Source organism: Leucobacter fengyongliangi (assembly GCF_052386045.1).
This window is the reverse complement of the sequence record NZ_CM126356.1, coordinates 926,086-950,645: the sequence shown is the minus strand read 5'-3', so window position 1 is coordinate 950,645 and position 24,560 is coordinate 926,086. Positions and strand designations below refer to the sequence as shown.

The window sequence follows — 24,560 nt, the reverse complement described above, 5'->3', positions numbered from 1 at the left end:
GACGGCTACCCCGCAGACGCCTGTGCGTCGGGTTCCAGAAGCGTGGCGAGCACGCGACCGGTCCACGCGGCGACGTCGCCCTCGTCCCCCATGTGTTTCTGCCCTACCCCGGCAAGCGGGCTCCGCGCTGATGCGGTGCCACCAGGCAGGGGCACCTGCAGACTCTTTGTCGCCTCCGTGTAACGCGAACCCGGGTACATGCGGTTCATGCGCATGCGCCGTGAGTCGAGCAGCGTCACCGGTTCGAGACGCAGCGCGGATCCGCTCGCGACGACCTTCGTCAGGCCGAGTCGCGCAGCTCGTCGCCTGAGGGCGGACACCGCGGCGAGTCGCTGCACCTCTGCGGGAGGCTCCCCGTAGCGATCGGTGAGTTCTTCGACAACGAGTGCGACGTGGTCTTCGGGTGCCTGCGGATGGGCCGCTGCCGAGAACTTCTGGTACGCCTCAAGTCGAAGTCGCTCGCTCTCGACGTAGTCCTCCGGGATGTGCGCGTCGACCGGCAGCTCGAGCACGAGCTCTGTCGCCCCGATGACATCCTCGCCTTTGAACGTTGCCACGGCCTCGCCAATCATTCTCAGGTACAGGTCGAACCCCACCCCCGCGATGTGGCCGGATTGTTCACCGCCCAGCAGATTTCCTGCGCCGCGCAGTTCGAGATCCTTCAACGCCACCTGCATGCCCGAACCGAGCTCGTTATTCGTGGCGATCGTCTCGAGCCGCTCGTGCGCGTGTTCGGTCAACGGACGATCGGGGTCGTAGAGGAAGTAGGCGTAGGCCCGCTCCCGGCTGCGGCCGACGCGTCCACGCAGCTGGTGCAACTGGCTCAGGCCGTACTTGTCGGCCGCGTCGATGATGATGGTGTTCGCGTTGGCAATGTCGAGACCGGTCTCGATGATGGTGGTCGAGACGAGCACGTCGTACTTCCGCTCCCAGAAGTCGACCACGATCTGCTCAAGTTGTGCCTCACCGAGCTTGCCGTGCGCAACCGCCACTCGCGCCTCGGGCACGAGTTCCGAGATCTGAGCTGCCACGCGATTGATCGACTGCACCCGGTTGTGCACGAAGAAGATCTGACCCTCACGCATGAGCTCACGACGAATCGCGGCGGTGATCTGCTTGTCACTGCGTGGGCCCACGAAGGTGAGAATCGGGTGCCGATCTTCCGGCGCCGTTGCAAGAGTCGACATCTCACGGATGCCGGTGACGGCCATTTCCAGGGTGCGCGGGATCGGGGTGGCACTCATCGCGAGAATGTCGACACCGGTCTTCAGTTTCTTGAGCTTGTCCTTATGCTCCACGCCGAACCGCTGTTCCTCGTCAATCACGAGCAAACCGAGATCCTTATAGCGCACTGTGTCGGTCAGCAATCGGTGGGTTCCGATGACCACGTCGACGGTGCCCGCGGCGAGCCCCTCGATCGTGTCCTTCGATTCCTTCTCCGTCTGGAATCTGCTGAGCGCGCGCAGCTGCACCGGGAACCCGGCGAAACGATCCTGAAAGGTCTCGAGGTGTTGCTTGACGAGGAGGGTGGTGGGAACCAGCACCGCTACCTGCTTGCCGTCTTGCACTGCCTTAAACGCGGCGCGGATCGCGATCTCGGTCTTCCCGAAGCCGACGTCGCCAGAGACGAGTCGATCCATCGGGATCGGTCGCTCCATGTCACGTTTCACCTCGTCGATCGTGGTGAGCTGATCCACTGTCTCAACGTACGGGAACGCCTCTTCGAGCTCGTGCTGCCAGGGCGTGTCGGGCGAAAAGGCATGGCCGCCCGCAGCCACACGCGCGGAGTAGAGCTTGACCAACTCCACCGCGATGTCGCGAACCGCCTTGCGTGCCTTTTTCTTCGCGTTTGACCAGTCGCTTCCGCCCATCTTCGACAGCGGCGGCGCCTCACCGCCCACGTATCGCGACAGCTGATCGAGTTGATCGGTCGGCACGTAGAGCTTGTCTCTGGGCATCCCTCGCTTGGAGGAAGCGTATTCGAGCACCAGATATTCCCGCAGTGCCTTCCCCGCGTCGCGACCCATGCCGGTCGGCACCATGCGCTGCGTCAGTTCGACGAACTGGCCGATACCGTGCGTCTCGTGCACCACGTAGTCGCCAGCGACAAGCTTCAGCGGGTCGACGACGTTCTTCGTGCGGCGCTTCGGGAGCTTCTGCCCGGCTCCTTGCTGCGAACTCACCGCACGACCAAAGAACTCCACCTCGGTCGAGAAGAGCACCCGCGCCTCGGCGCTTTCGAAGCCGGCCCAGGCCGTGCCCGGCACGACATAGACAACGCGCTCGTCCAGCTCCGGGGGAAGCTCATCGACCATGCGTGCGGCGATGCCTGCGTCGGCGAGCACGTCGCGTGCGCGTTCGACGAGGCCCACGCCCTGTGCACTGACGATCACCGTCCAGCCCTCGCCAAGACGTTCGCTCAGATGGTGGATCGCCGAGGCTGTCGCCTCGGCTCCGGGAACCGGCCGCGGGAGCTGCTCGCTGCGCACCGTGACGAGACTGAAGTCAACCGATTCATCCTGCTCGAAGCTCGACAGTGTCCACCAGGAGTTCTCTCCCGCAGCATCTCGCAGTTCACGCATCGTGAGCATGCCGTGGTCATCGGTAGGCACCGGCGCCTCACCACCCGCTGTTGCGGCCGCCCAGGCCGCCTCCAGGAACTCGCGGTTGGTCTCAACAAGGCTGATGGCGCGGGTCGCGACACGCTCGGGCGAAATGACCGCCACAGCGGATCCCGCGGGCAAGAGTGCCGTGAATGGCGAGAGTTCGGGAACCAGTTGGGGCAGGAGACTCTCCATGCCCTCGACAGCGATTCCCTGGCTCACTTTCTCGAGCAGCGAACTCAGGGCCGGGAACTGCGGCAGCAGCGCAGCCGCACGCTCGCGCACATCATCGGTCAGCAGCAGCTCGCGCGCAGGCCACAATTCCACCTCGGCGATCGCCTCACCCGCGCTGCGCTGATCGGAGACTGCAAAGCGACGGATCTGGTCGATCTCCTCTCCGAAGAAATCGAGGCGCACCGCGTGGTCAAGCGTCGGTGGAAACACGTCAAGGATCCCGCCGCGCACCGCAAATTCCCCCCGGCGAGTCACCATGTCGACCCGGGTGTAGGCACTGTCGACCAGGGCGCGGGAGATGGAGTCAAGGCCGAGCGACTCCTCGCCCGCACGCAGCACAATCGGATCCGCGTGCGCGGCATGCGGCGACACGGGTTGCAGCGCCGCGCGCACCGAGGCGACGATTACGAGTGGCCGGGTGCCATCGTGCTCGCGCAGCGTATGCAGCACGATCGCACGCCTCCCCACGGTCTCCGCGCTCGGGCTGAGTCGCTCGTGCGGAAGCGTCTCCCATGCGGGAAACTCGACGGTCTGCGCCTCCGGCATGATCGCCGCAAGTGTGGCGCGGAGCGAGTCTGCCTCGCGGCTGGTCGCGGCGATGAGCAGAAGCGGCCCAAAGCCGCCGCTTTCTCGCTTACGATGCAGTAACCCCGCGAGGAGCGCCGGCCGGAGCGACTCGCTGATCGCGAATTCCGCGTCGCGGTCAGCGTAGTTCAGCGCACGAACGAAGGACTCTGAGCGCTCGAGCAGCCGCTCGAGACCCGCGAGGCTCACTTCGCCCTCCCGTGAAACTTCTGTTGTGTCGCCAACAGGCCATCGGTGGTCAGCATCTCGGCCGCGTCTGCCGCGTCTTCGAGTAGCACTGCGAGCAGATCACGTTCGGAAGAGGCAAAGGGCTTCAACACATAATCTGCGGGATCCTGCTGACCGGGCGGGCGGCCGATCCCGATTCGTACGCGCAAGAACTCGGGGGTGTCCAGCGCCTTCGCGATATCACGCAGACCATTGTGGCCCCCGTGGCCGCCGCCCTGTTTGACCTTCACCGTGTCGAAAGGCAGATCAAGCTCATCATGAAGCACGACCGTGCGATCGGCCGGGATGTCAAAATACCGGGCCAACCCGCTCACCGGGCCGCCAGAGGTATTCATGAAACCGTTTGACTTTGCCAAGATCAGCTTCGGGCCGCCAGGCGCGACCCGCCCCTCAGCCACGCGGGAGTTCGTACGATGCGAGACGAAACGGGCATCCGCGCGCGCGGCAAGCACATCAAGCACCATCTGCCCGACATTGTGCCGGGTTGCCTCGTACTTCGCGCCCGGGTTTCCAAGCCCAACAACCAGCCACGCGTCAGACACTTCTTCCCCCTCGATTTTGCGCTTGCGCCACCACATCACAATTCTCCTACTGAACGAACCGAGCCCGCCGGAATCGACCGTGTGGTCGCCCGGCGGGCTCGAGGTTTCCCGCGAAGCGGAATGTGCTACTCAGCTGCGGCTGCGGCCTCGGCTGCCTCATCTTCGGCAGCCGTGCGCGGCGACACGATGTTTACCACGAGCTGCTCCGGGTCGTCGAGCAGCTCTGCGCCCTCGGGGAGGATCACTCCACCGGCGAGGATCTGGGTGCCGTCTTCGAGGCCCTCAACGTTGATCTCCAGCGACTCGGGGATGGAAATTGCCGCAACGCTCAGACGCAGGGTGTTCATCTCCTGCAGCGCGTTCGCGCCAGCGAAGGGCTCGCCCACGATGCTCAGGTGGATCTCAACCTCGACCCGCTCGCCCTGGTTCACGACAACCAGGTCGACATGCTCGATCATCTGACGCACGTGATCCTTCTGCACGTCCTTGACGAGAACGAGCTGCTTCGCACCGTCAATGTCGAGCTCGATCAGCGCGTTCGAGTGGCGAACGATCAGGCCCAGCGGGTGGGTTTCAACCGAACGGTGGATCGGCTCGGTGCCGTGACCGTAAACAACCACGGGGGTGCGACCGGCAGCGCGAAGCTTACGGGCGACTCCCTTGCCGAAGGTCTCGCGGGCGACGGTCTCAAGCTTAAAGGTCTCGCTCATCAGTGTTCTCCTTGCGGGCTCTCGCCCAAACGAGGCGGGGCAACCCGCCAGTGTGTGATGTCTTGCCGAGTTGACGCAGCAAGAGGCCTCACTGGAGGCTCGCCCGCGTCGATTACGGATGCCTGCGCATCCCTCGCCGAAGTACAGCTAGTAAGTCTACACGCTCCAGGCTGCCACCCCGCGCTACGCTCCGTGGGCTGCCGCCGAGGGCGGCACCGCGGCTTGCAAAAACGCGATGCGTTTTCGCTACGCCGCCACCCCGCGCTACGCTCCGTAGGCTGCCGCCGTTGGCGGCACCGCGGCTTGCAAAAACGCGATGCGTTTTGGCTACGCCGCCACCCCGCGCTACGCTCCGTAGGCTGCCGCCGTTGGCGGCACCGCGGCTTGCAAAAACGCGATGCGTTTTGGCTACGCCGCGCCCTCGAACATGGAGGTTACGGAACCGTCCTCGAACACCTCGTGGATCGCCTGCGCGAGCAGCGGGGCGATCGAGAGCACGGTGAGCTTCTCGAAACGCTTTTCCGGCGGGATGGGCAGCGTATCGGTCACGACCACCTGGTCGATGAAATCCTGCGACAGGTACTCCGTGGCTTTCCCCGAGAAGATCGCGTGAGTACAGGCGATGGTGACCCCACGTGCACCAGCGGCCTTCAACGCCTCAGCAGCCTTGGCGATCGTGCCGCCGGTGTCGATCATGTCGTCAACAACGACGCACCAGCGATCCTTCACCTCGCCGACAATCTCGTGCACAGACACCTGATTCGGCACCAACGGGTCGCGCCGCTTGTGAATGATCGCGAGGGGGGCGCCGAGCTTGTCGCTCCAGATGTCTGCCACGCGTACGCGCCCCATGTCGGGCGAGACCACCGTGAGATCGTCGCGATCGATCGTCTTCTTGAAGTGCTCGAGCAGCACGGGCATCGCGAAGAGATGATCCACTGGGCCATCAAAGAACCCCTGGATCTGCGCAGCGTGCAGATCCACGGACATGATGCGATCCGCACCCGCTGCCTTGAACAGATCGGCGACGAGTCGGGCCGAAATCGGCTCGCGCCCTCGCCCCTTCTTATCTTGACGTGAGTAAGGATAGAAGGGCGCGACGACGGTGATGCGTTTTGCGGAGGCCCGCTTCAGCGCGTCCACCATGATGAGTTGCTCCATGAGCCACTCATTGATGGGGTGCGTGTGCGACTGAATCACGAAGGCATCGCAGCCTCGCACGCTCTCGTCATAGCGAGCATAAATTTCCCCGTTTGCGAAGGTACGCGCATCGGTGGGTACGAGTTCCGCGCCCAGTTCCTCTGCGACGCGCTCGGCAAGCTCGGGGTACGCCCGGCCTGACACGAGGACCAGTTTCTTCTGCCCGACCATCTGAATTGCGCTCATGCCCGCTCTTTCCCATTCGATTCCGCTGCCTGTGCACTGCTTGTTCCAGGGCGATTCTCGGCGACCCAACCATGAACATTGCGCTGCGGCGCCACGTTCATGGCGAGTGCACCCGAGGGCACGTCCTTGCGCACCACAGTCCCCGCCGCGGTATATACGCCATCCTCAATCGTAACTGGAGCGATCAATACGTTCTTCGACCCGATTCGCACGGCATCGCCGACCTCCGTGTGATGCTTCGCCACACCGTCGTAATTCGCAAAGATGGTGCCGGCACCGACGTTCGAATCCGCACCGATCGTGGCATCCCCCACGTAACTCAGGTGTGGAACCTTGCTGCCATCACCGATCTTCGCGTTTTTCGTTTCCACGAACGCGCCGATCTTGCCGCCGGCACCAAGCTCCGTGCCAGGACGGATGTAGCTGAACGGGCCGACCTGCGCACCGGGAGAAAAGACTGCGAGCGTGGCCTCGCTCCGGCGAATACGCACGTTCTCGCCAACCTCACAGTCGACGAGCGTTGTGTCTGGCCCAATGATGGCACCCGTTGCGATGCTCGTCGCGCCATGTAGGTGTGTGCCCGGCAACAGCTCGACATCAGGCTCAATGGTGACATCGGCATGGATCCACGTCGTGGCGGGATCTTGAATCGTGACACCGGCACGCTGATGGGCCTCAATGATGCGGCGGTTGAGCTCTCGACCAGCATCGGCGAGCTGGACCCGATCGTTCACTCCTGCAATCAGCCACGGATCATCGGTCGCGACTGCGTCAACCACGCCTCCCGCCGCGAGAATCCGCGCGGCGGCATCGGTGAGGTATTTTTCCGCCTGCGCGTTGTTCGTATCGATTTCGGCAAGCGCACGCTGGAGCGCATGGCGAGAGAAGACGTAGATTCCGCCATTGATCTCGGTGATGCGACGCTGTGCGTCACTGGCATCCTTCTCTTCGACAATGCCGAGCATCGCGCCGTTCCCATCGCGCAAGATGCGCCCGAGTCCGGTCGGATCCTCGGAGACCGCCGAGAGCAGCGTCATGCCGCGCCCGTGCTCGACGTGCCCGCGCGTCAATCTCTCGAGCGTCGCCACATCGATGAGCGGAACATCTCCCGACAAGACGACCACTGAGCCATCAAAGCTTGCGGGTAATGCGGCGAGCGCCTGCTCAACCGCGCGCCCGGTCCCGGGAACCTCGTCTTGCTCGACGATGGTCGTGTGCGGCGCATGATTGGTGATGACTTCGGTCACCCTCGCCCGCTCATGACGCACGACCGCGATGATCGATTCGGGGCTCAGGCCCGCTGCGGCATCCAGCACATGCGAGATGAGCGGCCGACCCCCGATCGGGTGCAACACTTTGGGAAGTGCGGATTTCATGCGGGTGCCTTGCCCCGCGGCCAGTATGACTACCGCCAGTGAACGTCCTGCCATGGGTGCGGTCCTTCCTGCAGACGTGTTCCTCGCTCCCGACAGACCGAGAAGCTACGCTTTTCAGTTCTCCACGGCGCTGGTGAGCGCCGCTTTCGGAGCAACCACGCAAAGCTACGCTTTGCTTCGGTCGCTCCCATTTAAACAGGAAAGCTGCGCTTTTCAGTTCTCGACGGCGCTGGTGAGCGCCGCTTTCGGAGCAACCACGCAAAGCTACGCTTTGCTTCGGTCGCTCCGCCCCCAGGACTCGAACCTGGACCTAACAGCTCCAAAGGCTGTCGTGCTGCCATTACACCAAGGCGGATCGTGCCGTGCGGCACCCATCTAGTTTGCCAGATCGAGAGGGGTGCTCGCGCCATAATGGAAGGATGAAGCACGAGGACGAGGTCGACCGCATTCTGCAGGACTGGTCAACTGCCCGGCCCGACCTTGATCTGGCCCCACTGGCGGTGTTTTCACGCATGACACGTATCACAAAGCACCTCGACCGCGCACGTGTCCATGCATTCGAACGTTCGGGGCTTGCATCGTGGGAGTTTGATGTCTTGGCAGTGTTGCGTCGAGGCGGAGCACCGTTTCGGCAAAGCCCGAAGGTCCTGGTGCAGCAGACCATGGTCTCCAGCGGCACGATGACGAACCGTATCGACCGAATGGAGAATCGCGGCCTCGTGCGTCGACTCACCGACCCGAACGACGGTCGCGGAGTGCTCGTTGAAATGACGCAACAGGGCCAGACTCTCGTCGATGCAGCCATGACCCGTTTGAGTGATGCGGAGGAACAGTTACTCGGCGGCGTTCCTCGCGCCGAGCGAGATCGCCTCGCGACACTCCTGCGCAAGCTCGCGCTGAGCGTGGATAGATTTAGTCCCGGCGACGAGTGAAGCCTGCCCACGAGCGACAGGCTTCACCGCGACGGCTCACACGAACGCCGAGATCCCCGTGATCTCCCGACCTATGATGAGTGCCTGCACCGTTTCGGTGCCCTCATACGTGTGGATCGCCTCAATATCTGCGAAGTGTCGCGCAACGCGGTGCTGCAACAGGATCCCATTACCGCCCAGCATGTCGCGGGCCTGGGCTGCCATGGCACGCGCAGTGCGCGTCGCCGTGTACTTACCCAACGAGGCACCGGGCCCGGTCAGGTCGCCCGTTTCCTCGGCGCGAGTGAGCTGCATGAGGAGGGTCTGCAGGCTGGTGAGTTGACTCAGCATCTCGGCGAGCCGACCCTGCACGACCTGCGAGGCAGCGAGCGGACGCCCGAACTGCACCCGCTGATTCGCGTAGTGCACCGCCGTCTCGTACACAGCGGTCGCGTGTCCGAGAGCTGCCCAAGCGACCCCGAGCCGCGTCGCCTGTAACACGCGAGCGGTGTCTGCGAAGCTATTCGCGCCCGGCAGCTTCGCGTCAGCGCCGACCCGCACACCGTCGAACTCGATGTGAGCCTGCCAGATCGCGCGAAGCGAAATTTTTCCTTCAATTGTGATGGCGTGATACCCGGGTGCATTCTGTGGCACCAAGAACCCCTGCACTCGGCCGTCGTCACCTCGAGCCCACACCACTGCGATCTGCCCGACACTGCCAGACCCGATCCACTTCTTGTGCCCGTGAATGACGAATTCGTCTCCGTCCGCACGGGCACTGGTTTCGAGACTCACGGAATCGGAGCCGTGTGTCGGCTCGGTGAGTGCAAACGCGCCGAGTTCTTCTCCTCGCGCAAGCGAGGGCAGCCAGCGCTGCTTCTGCTCGTCGGAACCGCAGAAAGCGATGGATCGCAGCGCGAGCGCCCCCTGCACTCCCACGATGGTCGAGATCGATCCGTCACCGCGGGCGAGCTCCATAGTGGTGAGGCTCGCCGCCAGAAGGCTTTGCTCGGGAAACCCCGGCACGTCGATCCCATCACGCAGCAGGTCGAGATCGCCCAGTCGCTTCGCCAGGTGCAGCGGGTACTCGGCACGGTCCCAGTACCCATCGATGACCGGCCGGACTTCGTCTTGCACAAAGGCTCGCGCCCGATCCCGATACTCCAGGTCGGGTGCCGAAAGGCCACGAAACACTCCCGCGACGTCTGGATCGAGCGGCTCCCACAGATCGTACTCCGGCTCCTCGGTGCCGAGACTTACGTGCTGATTTCGTTCTCCCATGGGGTTCCCTCCGATCAACGCACCCCCGGTCGTGGCCGCGTTCCCTCATGAGTGTGCCTGAGACCGAGTGTCAGCGCAAGTGCGAATTTCCACATAATCGACAGTAATTGACACAATAGCTTGATATTTTGCCGAGAGACTCGGTACCAATGACCCGAGATGGTAGCTTTCACCGTATGGGTATGCAGCATCCTCTCGGCACCGAGGCCACCGCGATCGGCGCGGCCGCCATTCGTCTCCTCGCAGAGCGCGGCTACGAGTCAACGACGGCGGGTGACTTGGCAGATGCCGTCGGCATCAGTCGCAGCACCTTCTTTCGCCGCTTCGGCAGCAAAGACGACATCATCTTCATCGATCACGACCTCGCCCTTGAGAGACTCACCCAGGAATTGGGTCGGAGTGCCGCTGTGCCCGCCGAGGCAATCGGACGCGCGACCGTCGGTGTGCTGCTCCTGCTCACCCGAGACTCCGAAGCAGCGAGATTGCGATCGGAGCTGCTCCGCCAGACACCTTCCTTGCGCGAGCGCGAATTGGTTATCTCCCACCGCTACGAGCGCGTCTTCGCCGAGTATCTCGCGGGGATCGCTGCCTCCAGCGCTCCGAGCTGGGCACCATTTGCGCTTGCGGCGAGCGTGGTTGCCGTGCACAACGCCGCGCTTCGGCGGTGGCTTCGCGATCCCGACCCTCGCATCGTCGCGGGGCTCGATGCCGAGCTACGGCAGCTGGTAGCGCTCTACGCACCATGGTTTGGCGCCCCCGATTCCCCTCCCTCTTGCGTCGTTGTGACCGCGTTTGATTCGGAGGCAAGCACGGATGAGATCATCGACGCGCTCCGCAGAACCCTCGAGTCACGTGCGTGACGCGCTGGTTCACCGATAGGCAAGTGCGCCCCGCCGTACTGATACCTTGACGCGATCACCCACAACGGGAAGCTCAGTTGCTGCCAGACGTGACCGCACTCGGCTGCCATCTGGCAGCTGCAGGGTGGCGGTTCCATCGTGGCCCGAATACGAGACAGAAGTCACCACGGATTCAACGCCTCCCTCGCCAATGGTGATCCACTCCGGTCGCACGACGACACGCACGGGCTCGCCCTCCGTAACTTCCTCGTCCATGAGCACCGCTTGAAGGTTCCCAAGAGCGCACGAAACCTCCCCACCAAGCCAGCGACCGGCGAGCTCGACGGTGTTGCCAACGAAGCGCGCAACCCACGGGGTGGCTGGTCGCTCGTACACCTCCACCGGCGTCCCCCACTGCAATATTCGCCCGCCCATCATCACTGCGACGTGATCCGCCAGTGACAGCGCTTCCTCCTGGTCGTGCGTGACCAGAATGGCGGTTGAATTCTGGCTGCGCAGCAACTCCGCGACCTCTGTGCGCAGCGACGAGCGAAGCATCGGATCGAGAGCCGCAAAGGGTTCGTCGAGCAGGAGCACCGCTGGCCGAATGGCGAGTGCGCGGGCGAGTGACACCCGTTGCGCCTGACCCCCGGAGAGTTGAGATGGTGCCCGATCCACGTGCTCCGAGAGCCCGACCATTGCCGCGAGAGTCGCGATGCGGCTGGCTCGATCACTCCCCTGGGGGATGCCAAATCCGATGTTTTCACCAACACTCAGGTGCGGAAACAGTGATGAGTCCTGGGGCACCCACCCTATTCCGCGGCGCTCTGGAGCCACGTTGAGTTTTGCAGACGACATCACCCGGCCCCCGAGAGAGATGCTGCCCTCAGAGACCGGGAGTAACCCTGCGATCGAGCGCAACAGGGTCGTCTTGCCGCATCCGCTCGGGCCGAGTACCGCGACGATCTCACCCTGTGGAATGGTTACATCGATCCCATCGAGCACCGCGTGGCGGCCATAGTTCACACGAACACCTTCGACCGTGACCCAGCTCATGTCTCCTCCATCTGCGCGCCCCGAACACCCGACAGGAAAAACGCTGGCACTGCCGCAAGCAGCACCAGTGCGGCCGCATACGGCGCGGCACTGCCAAATTCGAGCACACCGGTACGATTCCACAATTCGACGGCGAGCGTCGAAATCCCCGTCGGGCGCAGGAGCAGGGTCGCGGGGAGTTCCTTCATGATGGCAATCCCTACGAGCAACGCACCCACCCCAATTGCCGGGGCTGCGAGTCGCCAGGTCACCCGCCACCACGCCGCACGCGCGGAAAGTCCGAGGGTCCGGGCGACATCGGTGAGACTCTCGGGAACCGCCGCGAGCCCACTGCGCGCAGATCCTATGGACTTCGACATGAAGAGCACCGCATATGCAAACACCAACATGAAAGCGGTCTGGTACAGGCCGGGAATCACTGATAGCGAGAAGAACACCAGCGAGAGACCGACCACAATTCCGGGCAACGAGTGCCCGAGATATCCGATGGACTCGATCGTGTTGACCAGGCGCCCGCGGTACCTCGCTGCGAGCGCCGCGATCGGGAGAGCGAGAGCGACCGCCACTATCGCGCCAGCGAGTGCAAGCGCAACGGTCATACCGATTGCTTCAAGCAGACGTGGCCCGTCGATCCGGCGAATGGTTTCCGCCTGCGCGAGTTGCATGATGAGCCCGCTCATTGGCACTCCCACAGCAGAGATCGGAGACAGGAGCACCAGAGCAAGTACGAGCGACAACCAGCTCGCGCGTGCCTTCCGCACTGGCATCTTCCGGCCGGCTGCCGAGGCTGCTGGCTTGCGGGTTCGTCGTTCAGCGACAACAACGGCGAGTGCGAGTGCGACGAGCACGAGCGCAAGGATTGCCGCCTGGTGCCGATCGAAGCTGGCCCCATACGCCGATTTGATACCCCAAGTCAGCGTCTGAAAACGCAGCATCGACACGGCACCAAAATCCGACAGCGTGTACAGCGCAACCAGGAGCGCGCCGGCAAGTGCGGCCGCCCGCACCCTCGGCCACGTTGCGGCGCGGAAGGCACCGACCGCACCGCGCCCGAGCGAACGAGCCACCGCTTCGAGATCTCCGGAGGTGTTTCTGAGCACCGCAGCCACTGGCAAGACCACATACGGCACGCACACCGCAGACATGACGAGCCAACTCGCGAAGAATCCGTTGAACGCGGGGGCCAACACCAGCCAGCCGTAGGCCCCGAGGTAGGAAGGTACTGCCAACGGGAGTGCCGCAGCGAGCACCCACGCACGCCCTCCGGGAAGATGGATTCGATTGAGTGCGATCGCGACCGCTATGCCGATCACGAGGCATGTCCCGGTCACCGCCAGGGTGAGAGCCACCGAGTTCAGCGTAAGTTGCAGAACTCGCGCGCGAAACAGCGTGTCGACAAACTCTGTAAATCCGGCATCCGCGGCACGAACAATCAGGTAGACCAGTGGGATCGCCGCAGCCCCGGCGCAGAGAGTGGCTAACCCCAGCAGCCACAGCGGAGGCCTTGCCACGCCGCGAGAGATTAGCCGCACGCGAGACCTCCCACCTCTCGCCAGCGTCACGAGACGACCCGATAACCCAACATGCGTTAGATGAGACCGTACTTTGCAAGCAGCGCCTGCGTGACCTCAAGGGTCCGCAGATCAGCGAGGTCGAGATCCTCATTGAGCAAAGAATCAAGCTTGGGCAAGCCCTCAGGAGCCGCGACCCCGGAGATCAGCGGGTACTCGAACGTCTCGTCGACGAAGTACTGCTGCGCGTCAGGAGAGACCAGAAAATCGATGAATTCAAGTGCATCGGCATCGGTGGCACCTGATCGCAAGAGGCCCGCACCGGTGACGTTCACAATCGATCCGGGATCGCCAGCCTGCGGAAACGAAAGTTGGGCACGCATCTGGTCGTCGCCGACTTCTGATGCCAGCCTGTACCAGTAGTAGTGATTGATAAGACCCACCGGGGCCACACCGTCGTTCACAGCGGTCAGGATCGCGCCGTTGTTTTCGAACAGCTGCGGATCATTTGCCGCGACAGCGGCGACCCACTCGTCGGCCACAGATTCTCCCTTGAGCACCCGGTACGCGGTGATGAACGACTGAAAGCTCGCGTTGGAGGGCGCGATGGCGAGCCTGCCGGACCATTCCGGTGCAGCAAACGCCTCCACGCTCGCGGGTACCTGTTCTGACGTGAGTACGTCGCTGTCGTAGACGATCACGCGTGCCCGCCCGGTGACACCGACCCACGAATCATCGGTTGAGGTGAAACCTGCGGGAACCCGATCCGCAATCTCGGATGGTAAGGGGGCGAAGAGATCGGCCTCTGCGAGGGCCCCCAGCGCGCCGGCATCCTGTGACAGGAATGCTTGCGCCGGAGAGCTCTCCCCCTCTTCGAGGAGCAGAGCCCCAAGCTCGGCGGTGTCGCCGTAGCGCACCTCAACGGAAATCCCACTCTGCGCTTCAAACAGGTCAATCAGGGGCTGCACCAAAGACTCGCTCCGGCCCGAATAGAGCGTGAACACGCCGTCACTCACCGGCTCCCCAGTCACGGGGGCGGATCCCCCGCTCGCTCCCGTACCGCATCCGACGAGGAGGAGGGCGGTGCTGGCAGCCGCCACGATCTGAGGGAGGCGACGATTCTGGCGCATGAGCACACTCCGTGGTTCAGAAACGAGGCGCACGCCCCGAGAGAAAAAACTAGTTAAGGATTACCTTACTCGCATGCGTGCGCCCGGATCAGCCGGTGAGCTCTGACAGCTCGAACCAGCGCTCTTCAAGAGAGGAGCGCTCTGACGTTGCCCGCGCGACCTCGTCGCCGAGTCGCGCAGCTGCTTCGTAGTCGCTCGGGTCCGCTCCAGCCATCTGCACGTGCACCGACGCAATGAGCTTGTCAAGCTTTGCGAGACGGCGCTCGATGGACTGCACTTCCTTCTCGGCCGCGCGCCGTTCGGCTCCGCTCAGCTCAGAACCCGCTGCGCGAGCAGAGACACCCCCAGCGGCCGCCATCGAATCAGACTGCGACGACCGCAACGTGGCGGAAGGAGCACCCCCTGCTTCGCGCGCGCGGTCCTCGGCACCCCGAAGCTTCAAGTACTCATCCACCCCGCCGGGAAGGTGACGCAGACGCCCGCCGAGGATGGCGTACTGCTGATCGGTCACACGCTCGAGGAAGTAGCGATCGTGTGAGACAACGATGAGGGTGCCCGGCCACGAGTCCAGCAGATCTTCCATGGCTGCAAGCATGTCGGTGTCGAGATCGTTCGTGGGCTCGTCAAGGATCAACACGTTGGGCTGGGACAGCAGGATCAAGAGCAACTGCAGTCGACGCTTCTGGCCACCCGACAGATCTTTCACGGGGGTAGAGAGCTGTGCGTTCGTGAATCCCATTCGTTCAAGGAGCTGCCCCGGGGTGAGTTCCTGCGCCTTTGAGCCACTGCCCACCACGAAGCTCGTGCGCAGGCGAGAGATGACCTCACGCACCGGTTCGTTGAGGTGCGCCTCAAGTTCGTCGAGTCGCTGGGTGAGCGTGGCAACCTGCACCGTCTTCCCACGCTTCACGACCCCGGAGGTGGGATCCACTGCCCCCGAAATCAGGCCGAGGAGCGTGGACTTCCCGGCTCCGTTGACTCCGAGAATGCCCGTGCGCTCGCCCGGTGCCAGTCGCCATTCGATGTCGCGCAGTACCTCCCGCTCACCGTAACTTACGCCCGCGTCGAGCAGGTTGACGACCTCTTTACCGAGTCGCGTCACCGCGAGCGACTGCAGTGCCACCGTGTCTCGAATCTCGGGGACATCCGAGATAAGTTCGTTTGCGGCGTCAATGCGGAACTTCGGTTTCGTCGTACGCGCCGGGGCGCCACGACGAAGCCAGGCGAGCTCCTTGCGCGCGAGATTCTGGCGCTTCTGCTCGATCGTCGCATTCTGCCGATCGCGCTCGACGCGCTGCAGGATGTAGGCCGCGTACCCGCCTTCGAAGGGCTCAACGATACGGTCGTGCACCTCCCAGGTCGTGTTGCACACCTCGTCAAGGAACCACCGGTCGTGGGTGACGACCAGGAGCGCACCCTGGTTCTTCGGCCACCGCCGCTTCAGATGTTCTGCGAGCCAAGCGATCGCCTCGACATCGAGGTGGTTCGTTGGTTCATCAAGCGCGAGAATGTCCCAGTCGCCAGCGAGCAACCGGGCAAGGGCAACCCTGCGGCGCTGTCCTCCGGAGAGTTCATCGAGTGGCGCATCCCAGTCCAGGTCACTAACCAGTCCCGCAATGGCATCTCTCGCCCGCGGATTCCCCGCCCATTCGTGCTCAGGGAGATTGCCGACGACCGCGTTGCCGACAGTCTCGCCCGGAGCAAACACGTCGGCCTGATCGAGCACGCCTATCGTCGTGCCGCTGCGCACGGTCACCTTGCCGCCGTCTGGGCTTCGCCTCCCCGCGAGCATCATAAGTAGGCTTGACTTGCCGTCGCCGTTGCGGCCGACGATGCCAATGCGATCGCCTTCGGCGATTCCTAGCGTGACGGAATCGAAGACGACCTTGGTCGGAACTTCGAGATGGAGGGCCTCAGCCCCAAGCAAATGTGCCATAACCTCTCAAGTGTAGGCGTTCCACCTGTGCCGAGAATCGAAGCGCAGCAGAAGCCGCGTCGTTACTCGCTACGCAGAACAGCAGCTGCCACCACAGCACGCGCCAGCAGAGTCGCCCTCTCCCAAGAGATTCAGAATCTCCCGGCTCTCCGCGTCGGCGAACGAAGCGGCTCCGGTGAACGAGGCGGGCACGGTCTGCTCGAAGCTCTCAGCCTGCTCAGTGGGGATCTGGGGCTCGGTGATGCGCTCTGACATGGTCACTCCTTGGTTGATACGGAAAATGTAACGGATGATCCTGACGGTCACTCCCACCACCTCGTCTGCTCTACTCAGCTTCCGAGGTGACGCATACTCAGGTGCGCTTATTCCGGCTCAGTGCCGGTCCGCTGGAATTCCAGCACCCGGTCGAGCACGCTGCGGAACGTGTCGGCCGACTGCGCCCCCGACACCCCGTACTTCCCCTCGAGGAGAAAGTATGGCACGCCGTTGACGCCGAGCATGCGTGCGCGGGTGATGTCCTGATCCACCGCGTCGGCGTAATCCTCGTCCTCCAGCGCATCGCGCACCTCGTCGCCGTCCAGGCCCACCTCTTCGCCGAGCGCGGCAAGCGTGTCGGGGTCGGCGATCTCGGCCCCCTCAGAAAAGTAGGCGCGAAACAGCCGCTCCTGCATCTCGAGCTGCAAACCCTGCTCTTTTGCGAGGTGCAGCACTCGGTGTGCGCGACTGGTGTTCGCGTGGCGCAGCTTCTCCCAGTCGAACAGGAGCCCCTCGGAAGCAGCCAATGCGGTCATCTGCTCGAGCATGTCTTCCACCTGCTCGTGCGACATGCCCTTGTACTTCGCGAGGAAGTCAATCTCGCTCCCCTGGAAGTTTTCGGGGGTTTCTGGCGCCAGTTCGTAGCTGTGCCCCTCGACCTCAATTTCAACGTCGGGATACTGCGCGGTGAACGCCGCGACGCCCGCCTCGAATCGGTGCTTCCCGATATAGCACCACGGGCAAGCAATATCAGACCAAATATCTACGCGGATAGTTTCACTCACATCAAGGAGAACCGTACGACGTGCGCAGGTATTCCCTCTCGCTTCAGATACCGAATCACACGAGAGAGTGGATCACGGCACATCGAGTCGGCGCGCACCGGCGACGGGGCCAGTCACCGCGAGCGAGCGCACCCCCGCTCGTGTCAGCATCGATTGCAGCTCGGCTGCGGCGACCGACGAGGCCACAAGGAATGCCACCGTCGGCCCGGAGCCGGAGACGATGCCAGCGAGCGCTCCACGGGACTCCCCCAGCTCGAGCAACTCGCTGAGTTCGGGCGCGAGCCGGAGCGCGGCCGCCTGCAGGTCATTGTGCATCGAGTCGGCGAGCGTCTCTGCATCACCGGCCCGCACCGCCTGCAGCACTGCCGTGTCGACACTCACCTGCGAGGGCGCGGGTGCAAGATCGGCAACGTGATCGGCGCGATGCTGGTCAAGGGTGCGGTATACCACGGGGGTACTCAGGCCCGCGTCAGAAAACGCGAGCACCCAGTGGAAGCTGCCGCGTGCGAGCGCGGGGCTCAGCTCGTCACCTCGGCCAGTACCCACCGCGGTGCCGCCCTCGAGCGCGAAGGGCACGTCAGCGCCGAGCTGCGCGGCGAGCGGAACGAGCCCATGACGGCCCACCCCGGTGCCCCAGAGCTCGTCGCACGCGAGAAGCGTCGCCGCCGCGTCAGCGGATCCGCCCCCCATCCCACCCGCAATCGGAACGCGCTTGTGCACGGTGAGCTGCACACCACCGGTGTACCCAGTGTGTTCAGCGAGAAGCTTGGCCGCGCGGATCGCGAGATTCGACTCATCGATCTGCAGCCCGGAGGTGTCTATCGGCCCCACAAAACGCACGGAAAAATTCGGGGCTGGCTCGGCAGTGATGTCCTCGTAGAGCGACACTGCCTGGTAAAGCGACGCGACCTCGTGATAGCCGTCGTCTTGCAGGGCCCCGACGCGGAAATACACGTTGATCTTTCCGGGTGCGCGCACCGTCACCGAACGTGTCTCCACCATGCCTCTAACGTACTAGAACTGGCGCGCGCGTCACACCGCAGCTGCCGCGCGCGAGATCGACAGGAAGTCCTGAATGCTGAGCTGCTCAGCGCGGGTCGTGGGATCCACACCCGCCGCATCCATGACCGCGGTCGCGCGGTCCAGATCTCCCAGCACCGGCTGCAGCGACTGCCGCAGCATCTTGCGTCGATGCGCGAACGCGGCGTTCACGAGGTCGAACACAGCAACTCGATCTGCCTCGCTGCCCAGAGGAACCTCGCGCCGCCGATACGACACCAGCACGGAATCCACGTTCGGTACGGGCCAAAAAATGCGCCGACTCACGTTGCCCGCAATCGCCCAGTCACCGTACCAGGTTGCCTTCGCGCTCGGGCTACCGTACATGCGCGACCCGGGACCTGCGGCAATGCGATGGCCGACCTCCGCCTGCACCATCACGAGGCCCGCGCGAAGCTCGGGAATCAGCTCAAGCAGGTGCATCAGGATCGGGACCGACACGTTGTAGGGCAGATTCGCCACGAGCACCTCGGGTGCCCCGGGAAGTTCGCTCAGGTGTTCGCGGCCAAGCTCGAGCGCGTCGCAGCGCACGACACGAAAGCGGCCAGCCGCCTCCGGTTGCATCGCGGCCACGGTTCCCGGGAGCTCTGCCGCTAGCCGATGGTCTATCTCGATCGCGGTGAGGTCGGCCCCGGTCTCGGTGATTCCGAGTGTCAGCGACCCCAGTCCAGGCCCGATCTCGATGACCCGGTCATCCTTCTCCACACCCGCCAGACGCACAATTTTGCGCACCGTGTTGGGGTCGATCACAAAGTTCTGGCCCAGCTTCTTCGTCGGCGTCACCCCCAGCCGCTCAGCGAGTTCACGTACCTCGGCGGGCCCGAGCAGGCTCACGGGGTCACCGTTTCGGCCTCTGGCGACCACTGTCCGTACACGCGCTCAGTGTTTTCCGCGAGCCGCCCGCACAGTTCCTCGAGCGGATCACCCAGCACCTCCGCCATCCGGCGCACCGTGTAGGGCAACAAGTACGGGGCGTTTGGGCGACCCCGAAGCGGCTCGGGCGTCAGAAACGGCGCATCAGTCTCGACGAGCACCCGCGAGGGATCGGCGACCGCGAGTGCCTCCCGCAGAGCTGGTGCATTCTTGAACGTCATGGTGCCGGCGAAGGACAGGTACCAGCCGTGATCGTTGCAGATCCGAGCAAGCGCCGCATCGCCCGAGAAACAGTGGAACACCGTTCCCTCCGGGGCACCCACCCGCAGCAGGGTGGCGACAACCTCGTCGTGGGCATCTCGGTCGTGAATCTGCAAGGCGAGGCCGTGCTCCTTCGCGATTTCGATGTGCGCTTCGAACGCACGAGCCTGCGCTGCGCGGCCATCCTCTCCGGTGCGAAAGAAGTCGAGACCCGTCTCTCCGATCGCGCGCACGCGCGGCTCGGCGGCGAGCTCAGCTATCCCGCGCAGGTGCTCATCGAGCAGTCCCTGAGCGGCGAGCTTGGGAGCCTCGTTCGGGTGCAGCGCCACGGCCGCAAGCACGCGTGCATCGGTCGCCGCCAGGCGCGCCCCCCAACCACTCGTCTCCAGGTCGGTACCCACCTGCACGACACCGCGCACACCGACAGCCGTGGCACGTTCCAGGGACTCGATCGGGTCGAGCTGATCCACCCCGTCTTCAAATTCGAGGTGAGTGTGATTGTCGTAGAGCGCCACGGGCAGCGGCTCGGGTGCCGGAGGCCTCGTGAGATCGCGGCCCGGGCTCGCGCTGCGGGCGCGCAACCCGCCGCTCGGGGCAGCGTCGCTCACTGTTTGGTGCCCTCGGTTTCGATGCGTGGGAAGAGCGCCGCGAGTGGCTGCTGGGCGGTGCCCGCTGGAAGCTGTGCCCACTCGCCAGCGTTGCGCAGCGGCCGAGCCTCAAGCGAGCCCAGGGCATCCTCCGCGCCGAGCGCGGCCCAAAGCTTTGCGGTCGCCTCCGGAATGACCGGGTGCAGCAACTCTGCCAGCACGCGCAGGCCCTCAGTCACGGTGGCGAGCACCGTGGCGAGGCGTTCGCGCCGGGCCTCGTCTTTCGCGAGCACCCAGGGCTCCTGGTCGGTGATGTACCCGTTGAGCGCATCGACGAGCTGCCAGATTTCGGCAATGGCCTCGTGAATGGCAAAGGCCTCGATGCGTTCGTCGGCGAGGCGCGAGACCCGCGCGGCGAGCTCACGAATAGCGGTATCCGGCGCTTCTTCGCAACCCGCCTCCGGCATGACCCCGGCAAAGTACTTCTTATTCATCGCGAGCGCGCGGCTCGCCAGGTTGCCAAAGCCGTTGGCCAGCTCGGAGTGGTAGCGCGCCGACAGATCTTCCCAGCTGAATGACCCGTCATGCCCGAACGACACCGCTCGCATGAAGTAGTAGCGGAACGCGTCGCTGCCAAAGGTGTCGGTGATCTCGTTCGGCGCGATGCCGGTGAGCTTTGACTTCGACATCTTCTCGCCGCCGACGAGCAGCCACCCGTGCGCGAAGACGTGCTGAGGCACCTCAAGCCCCGCTGCCATCAGCATCGCCGGCCAAATCACCGCGTGAAAGCGCAGAATGTCTTTCCCGACGATCTGCACGCCGGGCCAGTGCCGAATCTCTCCCTCACCATACCCGCGGGCGGTGATGTAGTTGAGCAGCGCGTCGAACCAGACATAAGTGACGTGCGAGCTGTCCCACGGAATCGGAATACCCCAGTCGAACGAGGTGCGCGAAATAGAGAGGTCGTCGAGGCCCTGCTGCACAAACGCGATGACCTCGTTGCGCGCGCTCGCGGGCTGCACGAAATCTGGGCGCTCCTCATACAGTGCGAGCAGACGCTCCTGAAACGCGCTCATCTTGAAGAAATAGTTCTTCTCCTGCAACAGTTCCAGAGGTTTCGAGTGGATCGCGCAGACCTTCTCCCCCTCAAACGCTCCCGCGCCGTCGACGATCTCGCTCTTTGGCTTGAATTCCTCGCACCCGACGCAGTACAACGCCTCGAACTCGCCGGCGTAGACGTGGCCCTCATCGTAGAGCTTCTGCAGAAACACCTTGACACCGTGCTCGTGGCGCTCGTCGGTGGTGCGAATGAAGTCGTCGTTTGAGATGTTGATGGTGTCGAGCAGGGGTTTCCAGGCCGATTCAACCAAACGATCCGCCCACTCCTTGGGCTCGACACCGTTCGCGGTTGCCGTGCGCAAGATCTTTTGGCCGTGCTCGTCGGTACCGGTGAGGAACCAGGTATCGTCACCCGCCTGGCGGTGCCACCGGGCCAGCACATCTGCGGCAACCTCCGTGTAGGCGTGCCCGATGTGGGGTGCATCGTTCACATAGAAGATCGGCGTGGAAATAGAGAACGACGGGGACTTGGCCATGGATTCCATTCTACTTCGATTCGGACATGCCCACCCCGACGCTCAACCGACGCGGATCGTGGGCTCGTGCCTGACAGGAAAGTTCACCGAGTTGGCGATGAAGCAGTGCGTGAAGGCCTCCGCGTGGGCAGAGCGGGCGCGATCCACCATCGAAGCCTCCGCTACCGTGACCAGCGGCCGCAACAGCACCTCTTCGAAAGCTCCACCGAGCCCCTCCTGACGCATCACCCCGAGCGCGTCGTCAGTGTAGGCCGTCACGACCACGCCGGCACGAACCGCCATGTGGAGGTACGAGAGCATGTGACACTGCGCGAGTGCAGCGACGAGCAGTTCCTCGGGATTCCAGCGGTCAGCATCGCCATGAAAGGTTTTGTCTGCAGACCCGGGCAACTCGATCTTTCCCGGGGCGCGGATCACCAATTGCCTGCCGTAGTCCCGGTATCCGATGGTGCCCCGGCCGCGGTTACCCTGCCACTCGATGCCCACCCGATACTCATGCGTGTCACCCATGTGTCGAGTGTACGCGGGCGCATCTCGCGCCGACCGGGGGTAACGGAGTTGAAACATGAACGGGAGTAAACTCGTTCGCATGACTGCTGATACTGCCATCGCTCAGGAACCCCGCATCGTCACCGAAATTCCCGGCCCGCGCAGCCGAGAACTGCACGAGCGGCGCCAGGCAGTGGTACCGCCAGGGGTGCACAGCGTCATGCCCATCTACATTGATCGCGCGCACGGGTCGATCCTCGTTGATGTCGACGGCAACCACATCGTCGACGTGTGCGGTGGAATCGGCGTGACGACCATTGGCCACACGGATGAGGCAGTGGTCGCCGCCGCGACTGCCCAGCTGAACAAGGTGACGCACACTCTATTCACCATGACGCCTTACGAGCCCTACATCGCGGTCGCGGAGCATCTTGCGAAGCACGTGCCCGGCGAGGGCCAGTACAAGACGCTGCTGATGAACTCCGGGGCTGAAGCCGTCGAGAATGGTGTCAAGATCGCCCGCAAGTACACGGGGAGGCCCGGGGTCGCCGTGCTCGAGCACGCCTATCACGGCCGCACACTCTTGACCTCAAGCATGAACTTCAAGGGTGCCCCATACGCTGCTGGCTACGGCCCGCGCGTCGGCGACATCTACAAGGCGCCGAACTCCTACCCCCTGCGAGACGGTCTGAGTGGTGCCGAGGCCGCCGCTCGCACGACTGCGTACCTCGAAAAGGTGGCCGGGGCCGAAGATCTCGCGTGCCTCGTCGTCGAGCCGATTCAGGGTGAGGGCGGCTTTGTGGTGCCAGCCGACGGCTACCTGCCCGCGCTCGCCGAGTGGTGCCGCAGCAACGGCATCGTGTTCATCGCAGATGAAGTGCAGGCCGGAATTGCCAGGTCTGGGGCAGTCTTCTCGATCGAGCACTTCGGCGTACAGCCCGACATCCTTCTCACCGCCAAGGGCATCGCTGGTGGGTTGCCGCTCGCCGGCATCACCGGTCGAGCAGAGATCATGGATGCCTCGCAACCGGGCGGTCTCGGCGGTACCTTCGGCGGCAACCCCGTGTCCTGCGCCGCGGCCGTCGCGGTATTCGAACAAATCGAAGCGCAGGGTCTGCTTGCACGTGCACAGCACATCGAAGAGGTGTTTGGTTCCGGGCTCCGAGAGCTCGCTGCCCAGCACCCGGCGATCGCTGAGGTGCGCGGCAAGGGTGCGATGCTCGCGATCGAGATCGTGAAGCCGGGCACACTTGAGCATGACCCCGAGCTGGTCTCGCGAGTAATCGAGCGGGCCATGGGGCAGGGCGTGCTGCTGTTGAGCGCGGGTATCTACTCGAACGTGATTCGGTTCTTGCCTTCCCTGCAGTTCACCGATGAGCTCATCGCGACCGTCTTGCGAGTGCTCGACGAAGCGTTTGCCGCGGAGGCAGCTTAGAGCGTCGGAATCTCTGCGGTGTCGGCATCGCGATTCGAGTTCGTGTCGCGGCCCGACGCTGACAGGCTCGCCTGGTCGCTAGTGTCTCGGGAATCCCCGACCGCGTGCACGTCGATGACGATGACGGTGACATTGTCACGCCCGGCGTTGTCGAGCGCGCGCTGGACGAGCTGGTGTGCGGCTTCTTCAGCACTCTTGGCCGTCGCCAAGAAATGCTGAATCCCCACCTCGGTCAGCTCTTTCGTGAGTCCGTCTGAACACAGCAGCAGTCGCTGACCGGCGACCACCGCCAATTGGGTGTAGTCGGGGGCTGGCTGCTCGTTGAAACCGACGGCACGGGTGATTACATTCGCGTGCGGGTGGATCTCGGCCTCTTCGGCCGTGATCGCGCCCGTATCAAGCAGGTGCTGCACCACGGAGTGATCCACCGTGAGTTGCGTGAGCGCACCCTTGAAGTATTGGTAGACGCGCGAGTCGCCAATGTTGAAGACCGTCCAGGTTGGGCTGTTCCCCAGCGCGCCGAGAGAGACGCCGGTGACCGTCGTACCCGCACCGAGATCGGTCTCGCCCGCGTCAAGCTCGATGTCGTCGACCGCGTCGCTGAGCGCGCCGTTAATGTCGGCCTCAGTGATCGAGACCGTGCCGCCAAGTTCTGCCAACCGCCGCACAACTGCGGCTGATGCCACTTCGCCGGCCGAGTGGCCACCCATGCCATCCGCGACCGCAAAGATTGGCGGTGACATGACGAGACTGTCTTGGTTGACCTCTCGCCGGTGCCCCACGTCGGTAAGACCGTGCCACGACAGTTCGATCAACGACACGGCATCCTCGAAATAGGAGACCCGCCGCCGAACTGCGCTTGCGCCCCTCACACTCACGGGGTTCCCTCAAAA

At 63.8% G+C, this 24,560-nt stretch carries 21 protein-coding genes and 1 tRNA gene; 3 read left to right on the top strand and 19 right to left on the bottom strand.

The window, feature by feature from the left end:
- Positions 1 to 5: 5 nt before the first annotated feature.
- The 6 genes from mfd to ACTNFK_RS04445 form a co-directional block, all read right to left on the bottom strand.
- Positions 6 to 3,611, bottom strand: coding sequence for a transcription-repair coupling factor (mfd, locus tag ACTNFK_RS04470; RefSeq protein ID WP_435936228.1), 3,606 nt, complete (start codon positions 3,609 to 3,611; stop codon positions 6 to 8).
- On the bottom strand, positions 3,608 to 4,228 hold the full coding sequence (gene pth / locus ACTNFK_RS04465; protein WP_435936227.1) for an aminoacyl-tRNA hydrolase: 621 nt from the start codon (positions 4,226 to 4,228) through the stop codon (positions 3,608 to 3,610). The genes mfd and pth overlap by 4 nt, the downstream gene beginning before the upstream one ends.
- A gap of 89 nt (positions 4,229 to 4,317) precedes the next feature.
- Complete coding sequence (locus ACTNFK_RS04460; protein ID WP_435936226.1) at positions 4,318 to 4,902, bottom strand: 50S ribosomal protein L25/general stress protein Ctc; 585 nt, start codon at positions 4,900 to 4,902, stop codon at positions 4,318 to 4,320.
- Positions 4,903 to 5,310: 408 nt separating this feature from the next.
- Positions 5,311 to 6,288: a ribose-phosphate diphosphokinase gene (locus tag ACTNFK_RS04455; RefSeq protein WP_433645950.1), complete on the bottom strand. Its 978-nt coding sequence runs from the start codon at positions 6,286 to 6,288 to the stop codon at positions 5,311 to 5,313.
- Positions 6,285 to 7,718 carry a bifunctional UDP-N-acetylglucosamine diphosphorylase/glucosamine-1-phosphate N-acetyltransferase GlmU gene (gene glmU / locus ACTNFK_RS04450; RefSeq protein ID WP_435936225.1) on the bottom strand — a complete coding sequence of 478 codons (1,434 nt, stop codon included), beginning with the start codon at positions 7,716 to 7,718 and terminating at the stop codon, positions 6,285 to 6,287. The genes ACTNFK_RS04455 and glmU overlap by 4 nt, the downstream gene beginning before the upstream one ends.
- A gap of 229 nt (positions 7,719 to 7,947) precedes the next feature.
- Positions 7,948 to 8,019: transfer RNA gene (locus ACTNFK_RS04445), tRNA-Gln, on the bottom strand.
- A 64-nt stretch (positions 8,020 to 8,083) separates the two neighbouring features.
- On the opposite strand from ACTNFK_RS04445, the gene ACTNFK_RS04440 reads away from it, so the two are divergent.
- Positions 8,084 to 8,596 carry a MarR family winged helix-turn-helix transcriptional regulator gene (locus tag ACTNFK_RS04440; protein ID WP_435936224.1) on the top strand — a complete coding sequence of 171 codons (513 nt, stop codon included), beginning with the start codon at positions 8,084 to 8,086 and terminating at the stop codon, positions 8,594 to 8,596.
- Between the two features lie 36 nt (positions 8,597 to 8,632).
- Here ACTNFK_RS04440 and ACTNFK_RS04435 read toward each other — a convergent pair whose 3' ends face one another.
- Positions 8,633 to 9,856 (bottom strand): acyl-CoA dehydrogenase family protein, encoded by a 1,224-nt coding sequence (locus ACTNFK_RS04435; protein WP_433645954.1) that lies wholly within the window; start codon positions 9,854 to 9,856, stop codon positions 8,633 to 8,635.
- 149 nt (positions 9,857 to 10,005) lie between these two features.
- Here ACTNFK_RS04435 and ACTNFK_RS04430 point away from each other — a divergent pair, with 149 nt between their 5' ends.
- Complete coding sequence (locus ACTNFK_RS04430; protein WP_435936223.1) at positions 10,006 to 10,716, top strand: TetR/AcrR family transcriptional regulator; 711 nt, start codon at positions 10,006 to 10,008, stop codon at positions 10,714 to 10,716.
- Between the two features lie 9 nt (positions 10,717 to 10,725).
- Here the strand turns inward: ACTNFK_RS04430 and ACTNFK_RS04425 are convergent, their stop codons facing one another.
- The 11 genes from ACTNFK_RS04425 to ACTNFK_RS04375 form a co-directional block, all read right to left on the bottom strand.
- On the bottom strand, positions 10,726 to 11,751 hold the full coding sequence (locus ACTNFK_RS04425) for an ABC transporter ATP-binding protein (RefSeq protein ID WP_433645956.1): 1,026 nt from the start codon (positions 11,749 to 11,751) through the stop codon (positions 10,726 to 10,728).
- A complete protein-coding gene (locus ACTNFK_RS04420) occupies positions 11,748 to 13,283 on the bottom strand; it encodes an ABC transporter permease (protein ID WP_435936222.1) in 1,536 nt (511 codons plus the stop codon). The genes ACTNFK_RS04425 and ACTNFK_RS04420 overlap by 4 nt, the downstream gene beginning before the upstream one ends.
- Before the next feature lie 56 nt (positions 13,284 to 13,339).
- Entirely contained in the window at positions 13,340 to 14,392 is a 1,053-nt protein-coding gene (locus tag ACTNFK_RS04415; protein WP_433645958.1) for an extracellular solute-binding protein, read from the bottom strand.
- An 88-nt stretch (positions 14,393 to 14,480) separates the two neighbouring features.
- Positions 14,481 to 16,328, bottom strand: a complete 1,848-nt coding sequence (locus ACTNFK_RS04410) for an ABC-F family ATP-binding cassette domain-containing protein (RefSeq protein WP_433645959.1) — start codon at positions 16,326 to 16,328, stop codon at positions 14,481 to 14,483.
- A gap of 69 nt (positions 16,329 to 16,397) precedes the next feature.
- Positions 16,398 to 16,583, bottom strand: coding sequence for a hypothetical protein (locus ACTNFK_RS04405; protein WP_435936221.1), 186 nt, complete (start codon positions 16,581 to 16,583; stop codon positions 16,398 to 16,400).
- A 107-nt stretch (positions 16,584 to 16,690) separates the two neighbouring features.
- Complete coding sequence (locus ACTNFK_RS04400; RefSeq protein WP_435936220.1) at positions 16,691 to 17,368, bottom strand: DsbA family oxidoreductase; 678 nt, start codon at positions 17,366 to 17,368, stop codon at positions 16,691 to 16,693.
- A gap of 72 nt (positions 17,369 to 17,440) precedes the next feature.
- The gene (locus ACTNFK_RS04395) at positions 17,441 to 18,370 is read right to left on the bottom strand and encodes a 4-(cytidine 5'-diphospho)-2-C-methyl-D-erythritol kinase (RefSeq protein ID WP_435936219.1); all 930 of its coding nucleotides are present in this window, start codon (positions 18,368 to 18,370) and stop codon (positions 17,441 to 17,443) included.
- 30 nt (positions 18,371 to 18,400) lie between these two features.
- Positions 18,401 to 19,261 (bottom strand): 16S rRNA (adenine(1518)-N(6)/adenine(1519)-N(6))-dimethyltransferase RsmA, encoded by an 861-nt coding sequence (gene rsmA / locus ACTNFK_RS04390; RefSeq protein ID WP_435936218.1) that lies wholly within the window; start codon positions 19,259 to 19,261, stop codon positions 18,401 to 18,403.
- Complete coding sequence (locus ACTNFK_RS04385; protein ID WP_435936217.1) at positions 19,258 to 20,169, bottom strand: TatD family hydrolase; 912 nt, start codon at positions 20,167 to 20,169, stop codon at positions 19,258 to 19,260. The genes rsmA and ACTNFK_RS04385 overlap by 4 nt, the downstream gene beginning before the upstream one ends.
- The gene (metG, locus tag ACTNFK_RS04380) at positions 20,166 to 21,743 is read right to left on the bottom strand and encodes a methionine--tRNA ligase (RefSeq protein WP_435936216.1); all 1,578 of its coding nucleotides are present in this window, start codon (positions 21,741 to 21,743) and stop codon (positions 20,166 to 20,168) included. Before metG ends, ACTNFK_RS04385 begins: the two co-directional genes overlap by 4 nt.
- Positions 21,744 to 21,785: 42 nt before the next feature.
- Complete coding sequence (locus ACTNFK_RS04375) at positions 21,786 to 22,253, bottom strand: OsmC family protein (RefSeq protein ID WP_435936215.1); 468 nt, start codon at positions 22,251 to 22,253, stop codon at positions 21,786 to 21,788.
- A 79-nt stretch (positions 22,254 to 22,332) separates the two neighbouring features.
- Here ACTNFK_RS04375 and ACTNFK_RS04370 point away from each other — a divergent pair, with 79 nt between their 5' ends.
- Complete coding sequence (locus ACTNFK_RS04370) at positions 22,333 to 23,667, top strand: aminotransferase class III-fold pyridoxal phosphate-dependent enzyme (RefSeq protein WP_435936214.1); 1,335 nt, start codon at positions 22,333 to 22,335, stop codon at positions 23,665 to 23,667.
- Here the strand turns inward: ACTNFK_RS04370 and ACTNFK_RS04365 are convergent.
- The gene (locus ACTNFK_RS04365) at positions 23,664 to 24,545 is read right to left on the bottom strand and encodes a PP2C family protein-serine/threonine phosphatase (RefSeq protein WP_435936213.1); all 882 of its coding nucleotides are present in this window, start codon (positions 24,543 to 24,545) and stop codon (positions 23,664 to 23,666) included. The genes ACTNFK_RS04370 and ACTNFK_RS04365 overlap by 4 nt on opposite strands.
- Between the last annotated feature and the right edge of the window lie 15 nt (positions 24,546 to 24,560).

Excerpts from the sequence above, each read along its gene's own strand:
- ACTNFK_RS04395 (WP_435936219.1), bottom strand. The coding sequence starts at position 18,370 with ATGGTGGAGACACGTTCGGTGACGGTGCGCGCACCCGGAAAGATCAAC.
- ACTNFK_RS04370 (WP_435936214.1), top strand. The coding sequence starts at position 22,333 with ATGACTGCTGATACTGCCATCGCTCAGGAACCCCGCATCGTCACCGAA.
- ACTNFK_RS04430 (WP_435936223.1), top strand. The coding sequence starts at position 10,006 with ATGACCCGAGATGGTAGCTTTCACCGTATGGGTATGCAGCATCCTCTC.
- ACTNFK_RS04410 (WP_433645959.1), bottom strand. The coding sequence starts at position 16,328 with ATGGCACATTTGCTTGGGGCTGAGGCCCTCCATCTCGAAGTTCCGACC.
- ACTNFK_RS04425 (WP_433645956.1), bottom strand. The coding sequence starts at position 11,751 with ATGAGCTGGGTCACGGTCGAAGGTGTTCGTGTGAACTATGGCCGCCAC.
- pth (WP_435936227.1), bottom strand. The coding sequence starts at position 4,228 with ATGTGGTGGCGCAAGCGCAAAATCGAGGGGGAAGAAGTGTCTGACGCG.
- glmU (WP_435936225.1), bottom strand. The coding sequence starts at position 7,718 with ATGGCAGGACGTTCACTGGCGGTAGTCATACTGGCCGCGGGGCAAGGC.
- ACTNFK_RS04440 (WP_435936224.1), top strand. The coding sequence starts at position 8,084 with ATGAAGCACGAGGACGAGGTCGACCGCATTCTGCAGGACTGGTCAACT.
- ACTNFK_RS04415 (WP_433645958.1), bottom strand. The coding sequence starts at position 14,392 with ATGCGCCAGAATCGTCGCCTCCCTCAGATCGTGGCGGCTGCCAGCACC.
- ACTNFK_RS04435 (WP_433645954.1), bottom strand. The coding sequence starts at position 9,856 with ATGGGAGAACGAAATCAGCACGTAAGTCTCGGCACCGAGGAGCCGGAG.
- ACTNFK_RS04375 (WP_435936215.1), bottom strand. The coding sequence starts at position 22,253 with ATGGGTGACACGCATGAGTATCGGGTGGGCATCGAGTGGCAGGGTAAC.
- ACTNFK_RS04460 (WP_435936226.1), bottom strand. The coding sequence starts at position 4,902 with ATGAGCGAGACCTTTAAGCTTGAGACCGTCGCCCGCGAGACCTTCGGC.
- metG (WP_435936216.1), bottom strand. The coding sequence starts at position 21,743 with ATGGCCAAGTCCCCGTCGTTCTCTATTTCCACGCCGATCTTCTATGTG.
- ACTNFK_RS04455 (WP_433645950.1), bottom strand. The coding sequence starts at position 6,288 with ATGAGCGCAATTCAGATGGTCGGGCAGAAGAAACTGGTCCTCGTGTCA.
- ACTNFK_RS04405 (WP_435936221.1), bottom strand. The coding sequence starts at position 16,583 with ATGTCAGAGCGCATCACCGAGCCCCAGATCCCCACTGAGCAGGCTGAG.